The organism is Polyangium jinanense (genome assembly GCF_028435365.1).
This window is the reverse complement of record NZ_JAGTJJ010000035.1, coordinates 15272-30589: the sequence shown is the minus strand read 5'-3', so window position 1 is coordinate 30589 and position 15318 is coordinate 15272. Positions and strand designations below refer to the sequence as shown.

General features: G+C 68.3%; 11 protein-coding genes. 4 read left to right on the top strand and 7 right to left on the bottom strand.

Features of this window, described 5'->3' with window-relative positions; translation table 11 throughout:
• Window positions 1-400 precede the first annotated feature (400 nt).
• The 4 genes from KEG57_RS36895 to KEG57_RS36880 form a co-directional block, all read right to left on the bottom strand.
• The gene (locus tag KEG57_RS36895) at window positions 401-904 is read right to left on the bottom strand and encodes a hypothetical protein (protein WP_272425124.1); all 504 of its coding nucleotides are present in this window, start codon (window positions 902-904) and stop codon (window positions 401-403) included.
• Window positions 905-928: 24 nt separating this feature from the next.
• The gene (locus KEG57_RS36890; protein WP_272425123.1) at window positions 929-3049 is read right to left on the bottom strand and encodes a vWA domain-containing protein; all 2121 of its coding nucleotides are present in this window, start codon (window positions 3047-3049) and stop codon (window positions 929-931) included.
• Window positions 3050-3062: 13 nt separating this feature from the next.
• Window positions 3063-5198, bottom strand: a complete 2136-nt coding sequence (locus tag KEG57_RS36885; protein ID WP_272459373.1) for an SLC26A/SulP transporter family protein — start codon at window positions 5196-5198, stop codon at window positions 3063-3065.
• A 535-nt stretch (window positions 5199-5733) separates the two neighbouring features.
• Window positions 5734-8829 carry a tetratricopeptide repeat protein gene (locus KEG57_RS36880; protein WP_272425121.1) on the bottom strand — a complete coding sequence of 1032 codons (3096 nt, stop codon included), beginning with the start codon at window positions 8827-8829 and terminating at the stop codon, window positions 5734-5736.
• A gap of 345 nt (window positions 8830-9174) precedes the next feature.
• Between KEG57_RS36880 and KEG57_RS36875 the strand changes: the two genes are divergently transcribed.
• The 3 genes from KEG57_RS36875 (at window position 9175) to KEG57_RS36865 (ending at window position 12467) form a co-directional block, all read left to right on the top strand.
• Entirely contained in the window at window positions 9175-9771 is a 597-nt protein-coding gene (locus tag KEG57_RS36875; RefSeq protein ID WP_272459372.1) for a hypothetical protein, read from the top strand.
• Between the two features lie 145 nt (window positions 9772-9916).
• Window positions 9917-10648: a mechanosensitive ion channel family protein gene (locus KEG57_RS36870; protein WP_272459371.1), complete on the top strand. Its 732-nt coding sequence runs from the start codon at window positions 9917-9919 to the stop codon at window positions 10646-10648.
• A gap of 361 nt (window positions 10649-11009) precedes the next feature.
• Complete coding sequence (locus KEG57_RS36865; RefSeq protein ID WP_272459369.1) at window positions 11010-12467, top strand: HAMP domain-containing methyl-accepting chemotaxis protein; 1458 nt, start codon at window positions 11010-11012, stop codon at window positions 12465-12467.
• An 11-nt stretch (window positions 12468-12478) separates the two neighbouring features.
• Here KEG57_RS36865 and KEG57_RS36860 read toward each other — a convergent pair whose 3' ends face one another.
• From KEG57_RS36860 to KEG57_RS36850, 3 genes are all read right to left on the bottom strand, one after another.
• Complete coding sequence (locus tag KEG57_RS36860; protein ID WP_272459368.1) at window positions 12479-12910, bottom strand: hypothetical protein; 432 nt, start codon at window positions 12908-12910, stop codon at window positions 12479-12481.
• A 96-nt stretch (window positions 12911-13006) separates the two neighbouring features.
• Complete coding sequence (locus tag KEG57_RS36855; protein ID WP_272425116.1) at window positions 13007-13492, bottom strand: hypothetical protein; 486 nt, start codon at window positions 13490-13492, stop codon at window positions 13007-13009.
• 55 nt (window positions 13493-13547) lie between these two features.
• The gene (locus KEG57_RS36850) at window positions 13548-14303 is read right to left on the bottom strand and encodes a DUF6585 family protein (RefSeq protein ID WP_272425115.1); all 756 of its coding nucleotides are present in this window, start codon (window positions 14301-14303) and stop codon (window positions 13548-13550) included.
• A 473-nt stretch (window positions 14304-14776) separates the two neighbouring features.
• On the opposite strand from KEG57_RS36850, the gene KEG57_RS36845 reads away from it, so the two are divergent.
• A complete protein-coding gene (locus KEG57_RS36845; RefSeq protein ID WP_272425114.1) occupies window positions 14777-15277 on the top strand; it encodes a hypothetical protein in 501 nt (166 codons plus the stop codon).
• The last annotated feature ends 41 nt before the right edge of the window (window positions 15278-15318 follow it).

Here is a 15318-nt window from a genome sequence, read left to right as displayed (position 1 = left end):
GCGTTGCCCCAGACCCCACCGGGGCTATCCGCCCCTGGACCCGGACCAGCGCAAGCGCTGGACCGATTGTCGATGAACTGCGCAGCGCGCAGTTCATCGAACAGGCCGAGTCAAGACCGGCAACGACCCTGCCACCAACCGCGCTGACATTTCAACCGGCAACGCTGTCCCTGGTCTTGCCACCGGCCTGTGGGAAGAACTGCGCAGCGCGCAGTTCTTCCCGAGACGTCCAGGGCTTGCCCTGGTTCGGGTCGAGGGGCGAATAGCCCCCGCGGGGCCCGGGGCGGCGCCCCGGCGCGGCGGGTTGCGATGAGACCAATGCTCAGCCCGAGAGCGGGAGGAGAGGAACGTACCAGAGTCGGAAGGGCCGTGGAAAGCGGATCTTTCCAGGCCGCGGCGCTCAAGGCGCGGTGGTGAACGTCGACGTGGCGAGCACGTACTCTTTCTGGTCCGTCATGCCGCCAACCTGCTTGACACACCACCACCCCGCCGTGAGCGTATACTCGGTCGCCGGCATGAGCTCGTAGGTGGAATAATCACCCTGGGCATCGGAGCCGATGTCCTTGACCACGAGGGACGAGCCCCCCGGCCCCGTCACCTGCTCGAACCGATCGGGGATCCCGTCCGAGAACTCCATTCGCATCTTGACGTCGACGGCGACGCCCGTCGCACCGTCCGTGGGAGCGACGATCGTCGCGGTGTAGGGGCGTCCCTCGCAATCGGCGAACGGGTCCGCGCCGCCGCTTCCGCCGCTTCCGCCTGCGCCGCCGCTTCCGCCTGCGCCGCCGCTTCCGCCTGCGCCGCCGCTTCCGCCGGCGCCGCCGTTTCCGCCGCCGCCGCCCGAGCTGCAGGCCGAGACGACCATCGAAATGAGGAGCAAACCTGCCAAGGCCAATCGATTCATTTTAAGCTACCTTTCTCTGTATGTTCAACGCGGGCTCCACCAGAAGACGAGCCCCGTCCCCTCGATCGCATATTTCACGCCCGGCGAAACGCGGAACCAGCCGTTCACGAGCCGCGGTTCGCGGGGCTCGCCCGCGCTGAAATCGTCGTCGCGGGGGAGCTCGGTCGCGCGTTTGCCGGCAGCAGGGCGCGCGAGGACGGCGCCGCCGGGGCCGGCGCGGAGCTCGACGACGCCGCCGCGCGGGACGGGGCCCATCGGGCCGATGGTGACGCGCGCCGATCGATAAAGACCCGCCCGCGCCTTGGCCCCGAGCGGGAACTTGGCCTGGCGCGGGAGGTCGGGGTCGCGGCGATCTTCGTAATGGAGGATCGCGGTGCGCCGGAACCGCGCCGGGAGCATGAGGCCAATGACGAGGAAGAAGGTGAAGAAGGCGACGAGGAAGATCTGGATGTTGCGGCCGTGGCGCTCCCAGAAGGTGAGCGGGACGATCGTGACCGGGACGCGGACGGAGACAGCGCGATCCTCGAAGCCCTGCGGCTTCTTGGGGACGATGCGGAGCGTGATCTCGCGCGGGCCCGGGGGCATGTCGCGGCCGACATCGAGGGTGACGTCGAATTGTTTCTTCGTGGCAGGGCCAATCTCGACGTCGCGATCGGAGAGCCTCATGCCCGAGCGGTTGCCCTCGTTCTCGAGGTGCTCGTGTTCGAGGTCGGCGAAGATGAGCTCGCCGACCTCGCTGCCTTCGAGGGAGATGGTGGCGACGGCGCGTCCGTCCTGTTTGACCGCGCCAAACGGCGCGGCGACGGCAGCTTTCAGGTGAATCGGCGGAATGACGCGGACCGGGGCGCCGCGGGCCTCGCGCGTGAGGACGCCCGACTCGCCCGGGCTCATTCGGCCGAGGAGGCACAAGGCGCCCTTTTTCGAGGGCGTGATCGGGGCCTCGAACGAGCCGTCCGGGAGCGAGCGGAGGGGCACGGGAGCCGCCGAGGCGAGGGTCGCGTCGTCGCAGGTGTTCGCGCCTTCCACGGACACGAGGGAAAACGCGTGACGATCGAGGAAGGTTTTCGAGGGAGCTTTGCCGCCCGGGGTCGCGAGGCGGAGTTTTATCGTGGCGCTCTTCCCAATTTCGAGGACTTCGGGCAAACCCGGGAACGTGAGGTGCAAATCGAGGTTTTGCAGGACCGCATACCGGCCACCGGTGCCGCCGCCGGAGACGTCGAGGCGATACGCGCCGGGCTCGGGGGCGTCGAGGCGCAGGAGGCGGTAGGCAGGGTTGTCCGAGAAATACACGCCGGGACGATCACCCGCCGTGGAGACCTCCGCGCCCTTCGGATCGAAGAGGCGCATGCCGAGCTTGGGGGGGCCGACGAGGACGAGGTCGAGCGAGCTCGCGCCTTCGTCGACCGGGACGGAGATCGAAGGGGCGGACGCGCCCTCGGAGAGGCGGCTGCCGAAGAGGCGGGCGTAGATGTCGGCGAAGAGGCGCGGGAGCTCGTCAGGGCGATCGGTGGCGACGCCGATGCCACCCGTGCGGCGGCCGAGGTCTTCGAGGAAGGCGCGAGGGGCGCTCTTGGACAAACCGACGGCGTAGATGCGCGTTTTGCCGAGGGAAGGGACGAGGTCGTCCAAGACCTTGGTCTGGCAAACCTGCTCGACCCTGGTCTTGCCGCCGGCCGCGCGCGCGGCGTCGGCGAGCGGGCCACGCGGGTCCGGATCGCAGCGGCCGTCCGTGAGGAAGACGATGAGGTCCTGATCGCCGGGAGCGCGAGGTTTGCCCTCGAGAAGGCGGCGCGCGCCTTCGAGGCCGGCCGTGAAATCGGTCCAGTTTCCATCGTTGCCGACGGCGCGGACGGCCTGCTTGATCCGAGCGCGATCGTCGGGCGTTCGCACGACGACGAGGGTGGGCATGGCGTCGCGCGCGGCGCCGTCGAAGCCAACGACCGCGAGCTCATCGCCGTTGCGCGTGAGGTCGACGAAGAGCTCGGCCGCGACCTTGCGGAGCTCCTTCGGGTCGGTGCCACGCATCGACGAGGAGGCGTCGATGACGAGGACCGTGCGGAGCGCACCGTCGGCCGCAGCGAGGCGCGGCGCGAAGATCGCCGCAGCGATCAGCGCGGAAGAGAGGAGCCTCGGGAGGGTCTTCATGGCGCCTGCCGCGTCAGTTGAAGAGCGTCTTCGAAGCGCCCGTCGCGAGGACCATCCGCTCGGCGAGCAGGCAAACGACGAACTGGTGGAACGAGGCCGCGAGGTGCGGCGCTTCGCGCGTCATGCGCTCGAGGGAGTCGAGCGAGAGGCGGTAGAGGACCGTGGGGCAAAGCGTGACGACCGTGGCCGAGCGGCGTGTGCCAAGGTAGAGGCCCGACTCGCCGACGACGGTGCCCGGGCCCATCGTGCGCAAGCGTTTGGTCCTGCCGCCGTCGAGCTCGAGCCAAGCCGTGAGCTCGCCGGACTCGATGAGGTAGAGATCCTTGGAGACGTCGCCCTGGCGGTAGATCTGGTAGCCCGCAGGTGCCTCGACACGTTCGAGGTACTGGAGGAAGCCGGAGACGAACTCGCGGGTGCGGAAGACACTTTCGAGTTCGTCGACGAGCTTCGTCGGCGGGAGCATGCTCGGCGGCGCGGCGCGCAGGATCAAGTTCTCGCACCACTCGAGGCCGTGATCGAGGTCGGGGAAGAAGCGGACACGCTTCGATCCGTCGGCAAATCCGCCACGCTCGAGCTGCTTGCGGACGGCGCTCGGGAGGTCGGTGAGGCCGAGCGTGATGCCGTTCGACTCGGCGAGCTTGCGCAGGCGGACGAAGGAGAGGACCGCCGAGGAGTCGATGCCGTCGACGTGGCGGAAGTCGAGCAAGACGTACCGCGTGGGGCCAGGATCGTCGCTGAGGATGCGGTGGTGCACGCGCTTGAGCAGCGAGTAGGAGGTGCCGAAGAAGATGTAGCCCTGGAGCTGGAGGATGTAGAGCTCCTTGCCGCGCTCCTCCAGCGTGAGCTCGTCCCCGGCGCCGCGCTCGACGTTGCTGCGGACGTCGGAGCCAACAGCCGCACGCTTGATGACGTCGATGCGGCTGTAATTGACCGCGAAGAGGACGGACGAGACGACGATGCCGACGCCGATGCCCGGGAGGAAGCCGATCCACGCGATGACGACGAGGATGATGACGACGAGGCCGTACTCGACGCGCGGGAGGCGGAACCAGGAGTCGTAGATGGTTTCGAGGAGGAAACCCGAGCCGAGGAAGACGAGCAGGCCGCCGAGGACGGGCTTCGGGAAGTACGAGAAGACCGAGGCGCCGAAGAAGAGGGCCGCCGCGCAGATGCACGCGGAGAGGATGCCCGCGACGCGGCTCTCTGCGCCGGCCTTGTGGTTCAAGGTCGACTCGCTGAGCGAGAGGTACCCGACCATGCCGAACCCGAGGCCCGCCGCGAGGTTCGCGATGCCCGTCGCGCGAAGCTCCCGATCGAGGTCGATCTCGCGCTCGGTCGCGATCTCCAGGCCCGAGGCGTTGAGGAGGATCGAGATCGTCGCGAGCATGGTGATCGCGAGGAGGTTGCCCGAATTCGCGCCGATCTCGGCCCAGTCGATGCGTAGCGCGTCGGAGGGCGCCATCGGCGGCCAGAGGGCGCCGCTCGGGAAGGGGCCGAGGAGCATGCCGCGATCGAGCGCCTCGGAGACGGTGCCACCCGCCGCGTAGAGGACGCCGTAAAACATGGCGACCGCGAACACGAGCAGGCCCGGCAAGAGCATGAAGTGGTGGTAACGCCGGAGCAGGATCGTCAAGAAGGCGCCGAGCGTGAGGCCCGGGACCCAGTTGACGATCGCCTCGGCGCGGAGGAGCAGCGGCATGGACGCGAGGGAGAACTCGGTCCCCGCCATGACGGAGATGGAACCCGTGAGGAGGAGCCAGCCCGTGCCCGCGAGGAAGCCGCCGACGACCGGGTACGGGATGAAGCGGACGAGGGTGCCGAGGCGAAGGCCGCCAAGGATGAGGAAAAGGCCACCCGTGACGAGCGCGGAGAGCGAGCAGACCGCGACGATCGTGGGGAACGGGTCGCCGCCCTTGGCCGTGATGTGACTGCCGATCGCCGAGGCGACGAGGGCGAGGACGACAGCGGTGTTCTCCTGCGGCGCGGCGATGACGGGGCGGAAGGAGCTGCCGATGGCGACGATCGCGCCGATGATGGCCGATCCCGCGAGGGCCATGCCGATGCCCGCCGGCAGGTACTTCGTGAGGTTGCCCGAGAAGATGAGCGCCGCGAGCGTGATGCTGAACGTGGCGACGAGGGTGCCCGACATGGCGCCCGCGAAGAGGCCGGAGAGGAGGCGCGATCCACGGAGTCCACGCCCGACAGAGGGCGCGGGCGTCGAAGGTATCGGCGGACTCTGCTGCCCTTCCATCGTCGTCGAGAGAGGCTCGGGAGGCCGTCATCTTCGGCGAACAGGGGCTCCCCTGGCAAGGGCGGCGCACATGGTCGCCCTCCAGCGCACAACCCCGGGGAGCGGCTTCGCTGGGGCGTTGCCCCAGGCCCCACCAGGGGCTATCCGCCCCTGGACCTGGACCAGCGCAAGCGCTGGACCCGGGGTCGATGAACTGCGCGATGCGCAGTTCATCGAACAGGTCGAGGCAAGACCGGCGAGCGGCCCTGCCAAGCAAGACCGCCGCGACTGGCAACGCCGTCCCTGGTCTTGCCACCGGCCTGTGGGAAGAACTGCGCATCGCGCAGTTCTTCCCCAAATGGTCCAGGGCTTGCCCTGGTTCGGGTCGAGGGGCGAACAGCCCCCGCGGGGCCCGGGGCAGCGCCCCGGCGCGGCGTCCCCAAGAAACGCGAGCTCAGCCGAGCTCGCGGGCGATGGCCTGGGCCTGCTCCTGGAGCGCGACGGCCTCGTTCACGTGGCCCTGCTGGTGGTGCAGGCTGGCGAGGTCTCCCAGGATCTTGCCCTCGTCGCGGCGGTTTCCGACCTTGCGTGCGATGTCGAGGGCCTGCTCGAAGAAGGTGCGCGAGAGCTCGAATCGGCCTTGCTCCTTGTGCAGGACCGCGAGGTTCTTCAGCGCGAGCCCCTCGTTCCACAAGCTCTGCGCCTCGCGCGCCGTCGTGAGGGCTTGCTCGTAGAAGGCGCGCGCGCTCTCGATGCGGCCCGTCGCCCAGTTGACACGGCCGAGGCCGAGGAGGCCGAGCGCCTCGGAAGCGCGATCGCCGAGCTTCTGCGCCTCGTCGAGGACACGCACGTGCTCCTGCATGGCCTCCTCGTGCCGCCCCTGGAGCTCGAGGACGTCGCGGCCGAACTCGTACCGCACGACGACGCTCTCCAGCGTGGGCTCGGTCGTGAGCTTGAAGTAGGCGCGGTACAGCCGCTTGGCCTCGCCGTGGGCGTAACGCTCGGCGGCCTTGCGTGCGCCGGCGAGGAAGTACCGGCGGGCGAACTTCGGTTGTCCCGCGCGTTGCCAGTGCCGCCCGAGCGCCGTGAGCTGACCCGTGAGCTCGTCCTCGTGCGCGTTCTCGATGGCCTCGGCTGCGCGGCGATGCAGCTCCTGCAAGCGCGCGCGCGACTGCATCTCGTACGCCGCGTTTCGCAGGAGCACGTTGCTGAAGCGGTAGCGACCTTTGCTCATCGGCGACCAGATGCACTGCTCCTCGCCGACGCGGACGAGCTCGGGCAGGAGCGGGTCGTCGTCCATCATGCGCGAGAGGATGCGCAGGTCGAACTCGCGGCCGAGCGTGGCTGCGGCCTGGACGACGCGCTTGACCTTGGGCTCGAGGCGATCGAGCCGCGCGATGAGCAGGCTGTTGACGTCGTTCGGGAGGAGGAAAATGCTCGGCGTCGAGACGCCCGTGTCCTCCTTCTCCTTCTTCTTGCCCGCGAGCTGATTCGCTTCGAGCCAGTACGTCATGATCTCCTGCGCGAAGAACGGATTGCCGTTCGCGTTTTCGCTCAGGAACATGGCGAGGACCTCGGAGACGGGACCGCCCATGAGGCCCTCGGCGAGCTCGCGCAGCTTCTCGCGCGAGAGCGGGCCGAGCGTCACGGCGTGCTGCGGAACGTTGTCGTCGAGCTCGATGCGGAAGGGGCTACCGTCGTCGTTGTTGCGGCAGGTGCAGAGGATCGCGACGGGGCAATCCTTCACGGCCTGCGCGACGTGGCTGATCGCTTCGAGCGAGTCGCCGTCGGCCCAGTGCGCGTCTTCGAGGTGGAAGATCACGGGCTGGAGGAGGCTCTCGGCGCGCAGCCAGAGCGAGAGCGCGGAGAGCGCGCCGGCGAAGCGGAGCTTCGGATCCATGCGCTCGTAGACCGAGCCGTCCCAGCGGATGCCGATCATCGCGGCGAAGATGCTGCGGGCCTTTTCGAGCTCGCGCTTGAGCTGAGCCTCGCTGTCCGGGAGGCGGTCGATCAAGCGATCGAGGACGTCATCGAAGTTGACGTGCCTCTCCTCGCGGCCCGTCGCCGACGACTGCGCGAAGTACTCCTTCAGCGCGTACTCGAAGGGGTTCAAGCTCGAGCGGAGCGTCTGATCACAGCGCGCGTCGATCCAGAGGATCGGGCGGTCTTTCTTGTTGTCCTCGAGCTTGCGGCGGTACGTGTCGACGAGGAAGCTCTTGCCGAGGCCGGGCTCGCCGTCGACGTAGGTGATGCCCGCGTTCTCGCCAGCGAAGATCGGACCGAGGTGCGTGGTGAGCGTTTCGAGCTCCTGCTCGCGCCCCACGAGGCCGCGGGCGAGGAACTCGCGCTGCACGGCGACACGCTTGCGATCGAGGGTGTAGGCGCTGATCGGCTGCTCGAAGCCCTTGAAGAGATGATCCCCCGCGGGCTTGAAGTGGTGCGTGCCCTGGGCGCGGACGGAGACCTCGCCGTCGCACCAGAGCTCCTTCCACGGCGCCTTCATCATGAGGCGCGCCGCGAGGTTCGTCGCGGGGCCGAGGCAAGCGAACTCCTTCCGGTCGGTGCCGCCGTTGAAGCCCGCGTACCGGAGGCCGTGGGTGATGCCCGCGCGGATCTGCATCCCCTTCGGCGCGTTCTTGCGGAGGCCGAGCGCGAAGTCGAGCGCGCGCTCGGTGTCGTTCTCGTGCGTGATCGGCGCGCCGAAGTGGATGAGGCAGTTGATGCCCTTGTCGCCCGAGTCGACGCCCGTGAACGTCCCGCCGTAGCGGCTCGCCTCGACGTCGACGAGCTTGATGAGCTCCTCGAAGCTCGGGATCTGATCAAACGAGACGAAGACGCTCGTGACATGGCGGAACTCGCCCTGCGGCGGCATGTCGCGGATCCCAGGCGGGACGAAGTGCGCGCCTTCGCCATGCGGGCGGACGCGCGGCACGGGCGGCAGCGGCATGTCGGAGGTGTCCGCGAGCTTGAGGACGCCCTCGGCGACGGGCGTGACGGCGCGGCCCGGGATGCGCTGCTGGATGGCGAGATCCATGAGGATGTCGCCCTTCTCGGCGTGGTGCTCGATCGAGGCGCACTTGTCGATCGCGGGCCCACGGAAGTAGCAGTACGCGCGCTCGGGTGAGGTGCGGACGATGCCCCACTCGACGGCGCCCCACGAGAGGCCGACCTTGTACGAGAAGGGGAACGTGCCGAAGCGCGTGGCGCGGACGGCGCGGTTCAAAAAGAACTGGCGCATCTTGAGCGCCGCGGCGAGCGCGTGCTCGGCGACGTTGCGCCCCGTCGAGTGCGGGAAGATGGCCGTGAACGCGTCGCCCGCGAAGCCGACGATGATCCCGCCGAGCTCGTGCACCGCGCCGATGAGCGGGTCGAAGTAGAAGCGCAGCGTGCCGGCGAGGATCTCGGCGCCCTCGCGACCGTGCGGGAAGAGCTTCTCCGTGAGGTTCGTGAAGCCCGGGATGTCGATGAAGAGCGCCGCCGCCGCGAAGTTGCCTTCGGTCTTCCCCCTCGTGTCCTGGTACAGGATGAAGTCGGGGACGAGCGGGTTCATGTCCGTGGATTCCGGCGCTCCGAAAGCGGCAGGCTCCCCCACCGCGGCGTCCCTTTGGTCCCCCATGACGCACGGAGCGAAGTGCCCGATGCGGACGTGGGCGCCACGCGACGCCAGACGTCAGAGTGCAAGGGACGCGAGCAAAAATCAACGGAAGCTTGACGACAGCGCACACGCGATACCGCGAGCGTTGGCTGTCCTCCCACCGCGCCCGAGAAGCGGCAGGAAAGTGGCGGAGGCGCGCGATACCCCCTTGGCGATCTCCTGGGCCTGGGATACGCAAAAAGTGCCCCCGTCCTTCCGTCGACACGGTGCGCGGCGACGAGGGGGTGCGTGAAGAGACGCATGAGCGCGAGAAGACCCTCGAATTCGGAGCACGACGGCGATCTCGTCGATCCCTCGTTCGGGGCAGGGGCGTCGCCGGAGCCGCCCCCCGTCCTTCGGCCCTCGGTCCCTCCGAACCAGAACAACGTCCTCGTCGGCGGCGGCGAGCGCGAGGCACGCGCCTACGTGGGCCCGACAGCGCTCCCCGCGGCCCACGCGCCGAAGACCGCGGAGACAGGCAAGGTCGCCATCGCGAGCAGCGTCGATCCGCGGCGCATGCCCACGGTGCGCATCTCGACGGGACGCGGGCGTCCGCCGCTCGCGCCCGGTGAGCGCCCCGCGCCGCCCGAGCCGATGATCTCACCGTTCGGCCCGGTGAGCCCGCGCCCGACGCCGCCGCCCGCGTTCGTCGTACCGCATTCCGCGCCGCACAGCGTTCCTCCTTCGGCAAAGGTGTCCTCGCGGCCCGAGCCCGCGGGCAGCCCGGCGACGGCGATCTGGGTGCTCGCGGTGGTGCTCGCGGCCCTCGTCGGCGCCGGCGCGGCGCTCTACATTCGCCGCAACATGGCGGCGCAGCAGCCGCCGCCCGCGCCCGCGCCCGTCGCGCCGCACTCCTGACGTCGCTTCGATTTCGGTTTTTTCGCGCGAAAAACGGAGCGCGGAGAAACGGACGAAGCCGGCGGGATTCGCCGATCGGACGGAAGAATACGCCCGGTCGAGCCGGTCCGCGCATTGCATTCGTGTCCGGGTCGGAGGACCGAACATGGATCGGAGCACGTATTGGCTCAGGGCTGCGTGGAACGACTTCCTCGCGTTTTTGCCGGATCTCCTGTGGGGTCTCGCCATCCTGATCGTCGGTTATTTCATCGCGAGACTGCTCGCGTCGATCGCGAAGCCGCTCCTGCACCGGGTGGGCTTCGACCGGCTGATCGACAAGCTCGGCATTGCGGTGCGAGCGGACCGGACGGAGCAGGGATCACGCTGGGGCGCGTCGATCGTCTTCTGGGTGACGATGCTCATCGTGGCGATGTACGCGGCCGACGCGTGGCGGCTCGGCGCCGTGGCCTCGGGGATCGCGGCGATCATCGCGTACTTGCCGCACGTGCTGGCGGCGGCGGTGATCTTCGGCGCGGCGCTGCTCTTCGGGAACTGGGTGCGCGCGCGGATGCTCGAGACGAACGGGACGGTCATGCCGGGCGAGGCGCCGGCGGCGACGACGTCGCAGCGTCCGCTCGTAGCGGGCGCGATCCGGGCGGGCATCCTGGCGCTCGGCGCATTCATGGCGCTGCGTGAGCTGCAGATCGCCGAGGAGATCGTGACGCTCGCGTTCTCCCTGACGCTCGGCGCGATCGCGCTTGCGGCGGCGCTCGCCTTCGGGCTCGGCAGCCGTGACGTGGCCGGCCGCGTGGCGCGTCGCTGGTACGAGGAGCGGCTCGGCAAGCGTGCCGCCGCGAGCACGTCGGACGACGAGTCGCACCTGATCACGCCTCCATGAGGTGAAAAAGCGCGGCAAACGAGCCGATCCGAGGCCCCTCTCGTCCACGCGGCGGGAGGGGCCTTCGTTTGCCTGGGGATGCGCCGTTTTTTCCCGGTCGTGATCGCAGGCTGCTCGGCGACGTCCGAGCGGGAGCGGAAGCGGCAAGCGAAATCCATTCGTGTACCGTTCTCGAGCGTGTGACCGAATTCGATGGGATACCCATTCGCGTCGTCGACGAATAGGTACGCGAGCGGACGCGGCGGCAGACACGGACATCGCGCTCGTCTGTCCGTTCTGGAATGACGATGGCGCGGCCCCGTCTCGCGCCACACCCCTGGATCCCGGCGCGCCCTTGCGGTACTTGGTATCTAGAGTGACCATGCTGCAAGTTCTTTTTCGAGGCAGGATCGGCCGCCTGCTCGGGGTCCTTCTTTTCCTCACCGCAATCGTGGGTGGCGTTGGATCGTGGAACATCCGCCAGGTATCGAGCGAGCTCTCGGCGCTCTCCGCCCAGAACTTGCAGGCATCGATACACCTCTCTGGCGCCGAGCGTAATTTGTGGGAGCTGCGCTTCGCGCTTCCCAATTACATGCTCGGGGATATCGCCAGCCGCGAAGAGATCGCCGCTGCGAGCTCCGCGCGAATCGCGCAAACCACGGAGCACATCGATGCTTATGCGGCGCTGCCGCTCTCCGCCGAGGAGCGAGCGCTCGTCGACGTGTGGCATCGCGCGTTCGCCGCTTATACCCGCGCGCGACCCGGCTACTTCGAGCTCATCGACGCGGGCAAGCTCGACGAGGCCAAGGTCTACCGCGCGAAAGAGACCAACCCGCCCGCGGCGCAAGCCGTCCTCACCCTCTCGAAGCTCATCAAGGCCCAGGAGGCGCTCGCCAACGAGCGGGTAGCGCGCGCCAAGACCGCCGCGACCGCGGCCATTGGGGGCACGCTCGCCCTCGTCGTCGCCGCGCTCGGCCTGGGATTCTTTCTCAGCCGCGCGCTCACGCGCGAAATCGCCGAGGTGCTGCGCGGCCTCGAGCGCTCGTCGACCGATCTGGAGGCGAACGCCGCGAGGCTCTTGAACGGCGCGCGCGAGCTGTCCTCCGCGGCCACCGAGGTCAGCTCCACGCTCCAAGCACTGCACACGGCGTCCAGGCAAATCGCCGAATCGACGCGGGGCGTCGCCGCCATCGCCACGGAGACCGGCGCGAGCGCCCGCAACGGCGACGAGGTCGTCAAACGCGCCCAAGAGAGCTTCGCCAGCATGCGCGCCAGGATCGACGAGATCGTCAAGCGCATGGGCACGCTCGGCCAAAGCTCCCAGGAAATCGTCGGCATCGTCGATATCATCAACGAGCTCAGCGAACAGACCCACATCCTCTCGGTCAACGCCGCCATCGAGGCCGCCAATACGGGCGAGGCGGGGCTGCGCTTCGGTACGGTCGCCAAAGAGATCCGCAACCTGGCAAGCCGCGTGGGCACCTCGGCCCGTGGCATTCGACAGTTGACGGACGCGGTCCGCGATGCAACCACCCAGACGACGAAAGCGACGAACGAGGGCACGAAAGCCGTCGCCGCGATCGTCGACGAATTCGGCCATGTCCTCGATTCCTTCGAGCGCATCAACGGGCAGGTCAGCGCCACGACCATGGCGACGCGCGAAATCGAAAGCAGCACGAAGCACCAGACGACGGCCGTGGCGCAGGTCAATGCCTCGATGACGGAGCTCACGCGATCCGCAAAGGACACGGAGCAGAGCTCCCAGGAGTTGTCACAGACCTGCGCAGAGCTGCGCCAAATCGCGACCCGCCTCGCCGATCTGACCGGCGCCGCGCGATAGGCAACGCGCTGTCAGGTCGAGCGCCACCTCGCGTCGGTCGTATGTGACTCCCACTCCCCGGTCTCATCCTGCACCCAGCCGCGACTCGACCACCCGGCCTCGCTATAGGGCAGGAACACGAAGTCTAGATCACCCGGCCCGAGGACTCGCTTGCCATTGGCGAACAAGAGGAGGTCACAGGATGCCCAGGCAGCCTTCCCGAAGTTGACGGTGACGCACACGACTCCGCAGACCTCGAGCCGCAAGGCCGGGTTGACCACCCCGCGGACATTCACGCAGTTGGATGCGCAGGCATGACCCGGCTGGTCGTCGCTGACGAACCACGAGGTCGACTCGAACCGAAGGCCGGTGAACGCCGATAGCGACTCGACCAACCCGCCGAGCAACGCACGCCACTCGGCCTCGGAACGAAGCCTCGGGTTCGGATCGAGCATGTTTTGCACGTTGACCTGTCCTCCGCACCGCCCAATGCCTTCCGGTGTTCTGCCGGGCGATGACCCCGGTAAGCCGTATCCGGCCCGGGAGCAACGTCAAACCCTCTACGCACCCGCAATCTCCTCCCATTCGTAACGAGCGAGCTGCGCATGCTGCGCGAAGAGCAGCGCGGCGCGTTGGTCGACCGTTCCGGGGCCGGGGGCCAGGTCGACGGGGCCGCCGCCGTCCATCTCGTCGAGCAGCAGGTAGAACGCCTCGCAGCTCGGCGCCGAGTGGTTGGCTGCGTCCGCCACCCTGCCCGCCTCTTTGAGCAAATCCGCGAGGGCGATGCGCCCCTCCGCGTGCCGGAGCCAGAGGAAGCCGAGCCGCAGCGCCGTCCCGTCCACGCCGGACCAGGTGTTTGCCGTTTCCGCAGCGCCCTCCCAGCATGCGTGGAGCGCCTCTCTGGCGTCGGATGCGTCCATGAGCTGAACGAGCCATGGTGGCGCGCTCGGGAGCTCCTCGATACGGCGCTCAGCCCAGGCGCGCCACGGTTCTCCGAGCACGTAACCCGCCTCCAGCGCGCAAATCCAGACGACAAGAGCGTCCATGGTCGAAATGGCTCACGAAATCAAAGGCCGCTCGATGTAGCTCACCCGCTCGGTCTCATTCCATCTGCGAGGCGAGGGGATCGTCAACCTCGATCCGTGGCGCGCAGGCGCGCACGAGGTTCATGAAGACCGTGGGATGCGGGACCTTGTCGACGGAAACCGTGCGCCACGGAATCACGGTCTGTCCTCGGAAAAACACAATCCTACTGGGCTGCATGCGGACGAGCCTCAGGTCTTTCCACGCCGCGCGGCTCTGTCCCAGGATGATTCCCTGGGCGTCGAGACGCACCTTTCCGAAGGTGAGCGTCTCTCCCGCGCGCAGCGCCTTCTCCGCGTCAGCCGCGAGCGGCAGGGAGCAGTGACGGACGATATGCCGGGTGATCTCGTACCCAAGCTCGACGTAGAGCGGAACCGTGTGCTTGGCGCCGCCATGCTCGACGAGCCGCACCGCGCGGATGAGCGCCAGCTCCCCGGCCGGCAAGTAGCGCCGCTCGAGCTCGAACCAGAGCTCGTCGACGTCCTCGAAGACGATAACGTCGCGAGCACGCCCCCGATGGACGACGAGACCGCTGTCGTGGACCTCGATGCGGAGGTCCCGCTGGCGCATGGCATGGATGGCCAGCAAGGCGAAGCAAGCGAGGCCAAACGGCAACGAGAGGAGGAACCCGCGCAAGCCGTCCGCGGTGGCGCCCAAGGCGCTGGTCAAAACGAGCAGGCACGAGGCAAACACGAGGGGTAAAACGACGCTCTGCCTGGTGGGGCGGCGGACCGAGCGAAGCCTGCCGAGCCGGTCCTCCGCCGAGTCTCGCATCGGTGCCTCGGGGGGCGTGCTGTCGCGGCGATACGGGTGCACCATCAGAACCGGGAGTTCCTCCGCCCCGACGCCTAGCACGCTTCCCTTGCGCCGGTCGAAGGAGTTGTCACAGACCTGCGCAGAGCTGCGCCAAATCGCGACCCGCCTCGCCGATCCGACCGGCGCCGCGCGATAGGGCTCGCCGTGGAGGAAGAGGCGTGGATGGCAGCGGTCCGATGATATCGGTCGAGCGCATTGCGCAGCCCGTCGTCCACTGTTTCGATGTAGCCCAGGGTCTCCGCGACATCCAGACCCGGACGAGCGCTTTGAATGCGCGTCCCGCAAGCAGCGGCAGCGGCAGCGGAGGCGAATGCCGGGAGGATCGGCTCCCGAGATCGAACATGCGCTTTCCCCTGTGGACGTCCGCCCGTTGGGCTCAACGATGAGCTTGCCCTCCCAGCGTTGTCCTGGGCGGGCAGGGGGATGTAATCATGAAGTTCATCAAGGGCATCGTCGTCGGCTCCTCGTTGCTCGCTCTCAGTGGGGCATCGGTGGTCTCCGCGGATGAATCCGTGCGCGAGGAGCCCATCGAGCTGCGTACGGATCCACCCGTGCGGCCGGGGGTCAGCGTCGCCGTCTCCACATCCATTGCGGTCGCCATTACCGCGCTCGGGGAGGCGCGAGCGGTAGCCAATTCGGCGGCCGTCGCCGGGCCGGGTGTGGGGGCGATCAGCCAGTCGCTGGCACAGGCGCAGAGCGTGCTCGGGAACGCTCTGGCCGTCTCTCGGTCGGGCTCCTTCAGCCGGGGCCACGCAGCGGCCATCGCGGACTCGATGAGTGATGCCTATACCGTCATTGGCGACGCCGTGGCGATTGCCAATTCCTCGGCGATCACGCGGGGCGGTCCTGCGCTTGCCCGGTCGCTGTCACGGGCGCAGACCACGATCGGCAACGCCGTTGCAATCTCCAATTCCGCAGCCATCAGCGGATAAATCCGACCCAGCGCAGGGCGCCAGGTTTCCGCGAGCATCTC

Bases quoted from the DNA above. Each gene is read 5' to 3' on its own strand.
- KEG57_RS36885 (WP_272459373.1), bottom strand. From the start codon at position 5,198: ATGTCGGGCACCCTCGTCGCCACGTTCAGCATCACGCTCGCGGCGCTC.
- KEG57_RS36845 (WP_272425114.1), top strand. From the start codon at position 14,777: ATGAAGTTCATCAAGGGCATCGTCGTCGGCTCCTCGTTGCTCGCTCTC.
- KEG57_RS36850 (WP_272425115.1), bottom strand. From the start codon at position 14,303: ATGCGAGACTCGGCGGAGGACCGGCTCGGCAGGCTTCGCTCGGTCCGC.
- KEG57_RS36895 (WP_272425124.1), bottom strand. From the start codon at position 904: ATGAATCGATTGGCCTTGGCAGGTTTGCTCCTCATTTCGATGGTCGTC.
- KEG57_RS36870 (WP_272459371.1), top strand. From the start codon at position 9,917: ATGGATCGGAGCACGTATTGGCTCAGGGCTGCGTGGAACGACTTCCTC.
- KEG57_RS36890 (WP_272425123.1), bottom strand. From the start codon at position 3,049: ATGAAGACCCTCCCGAGGCTCCTCTCTTCCGCGCTGATCGCTGCGGCG.
- KEG57_RS36880 (WP_272425121.1), bottom strand. From the start codon at position 8,829: ATGAACCCGCTCGTCCCCGACTTCATCCTGTACCAGGACACGAGGGGG.
- KEG57_RS36865 (WP_272459369.1), top strand. From the start codon at position 11,010: ATGCTGCAAGTTCTTTTTCGAGGCAGGATCGGCCGCCTGCTCGGGGTC.
- KEG57_RS36855 (WP_272425116.1), bottom strand. From the start codon at position 13,492: ATGGACGCTCTTGTCGTCTGGATTTGCGCGCTGGAGGCGGGTTACGTG.
- KEG57_RS36875 (WP_272459372.1), top strand. From the start codon at position 9,175: ATGAGCGCGAGAAGACCCTCGAATTCGGAGCACGACGGCGATCTCGTC.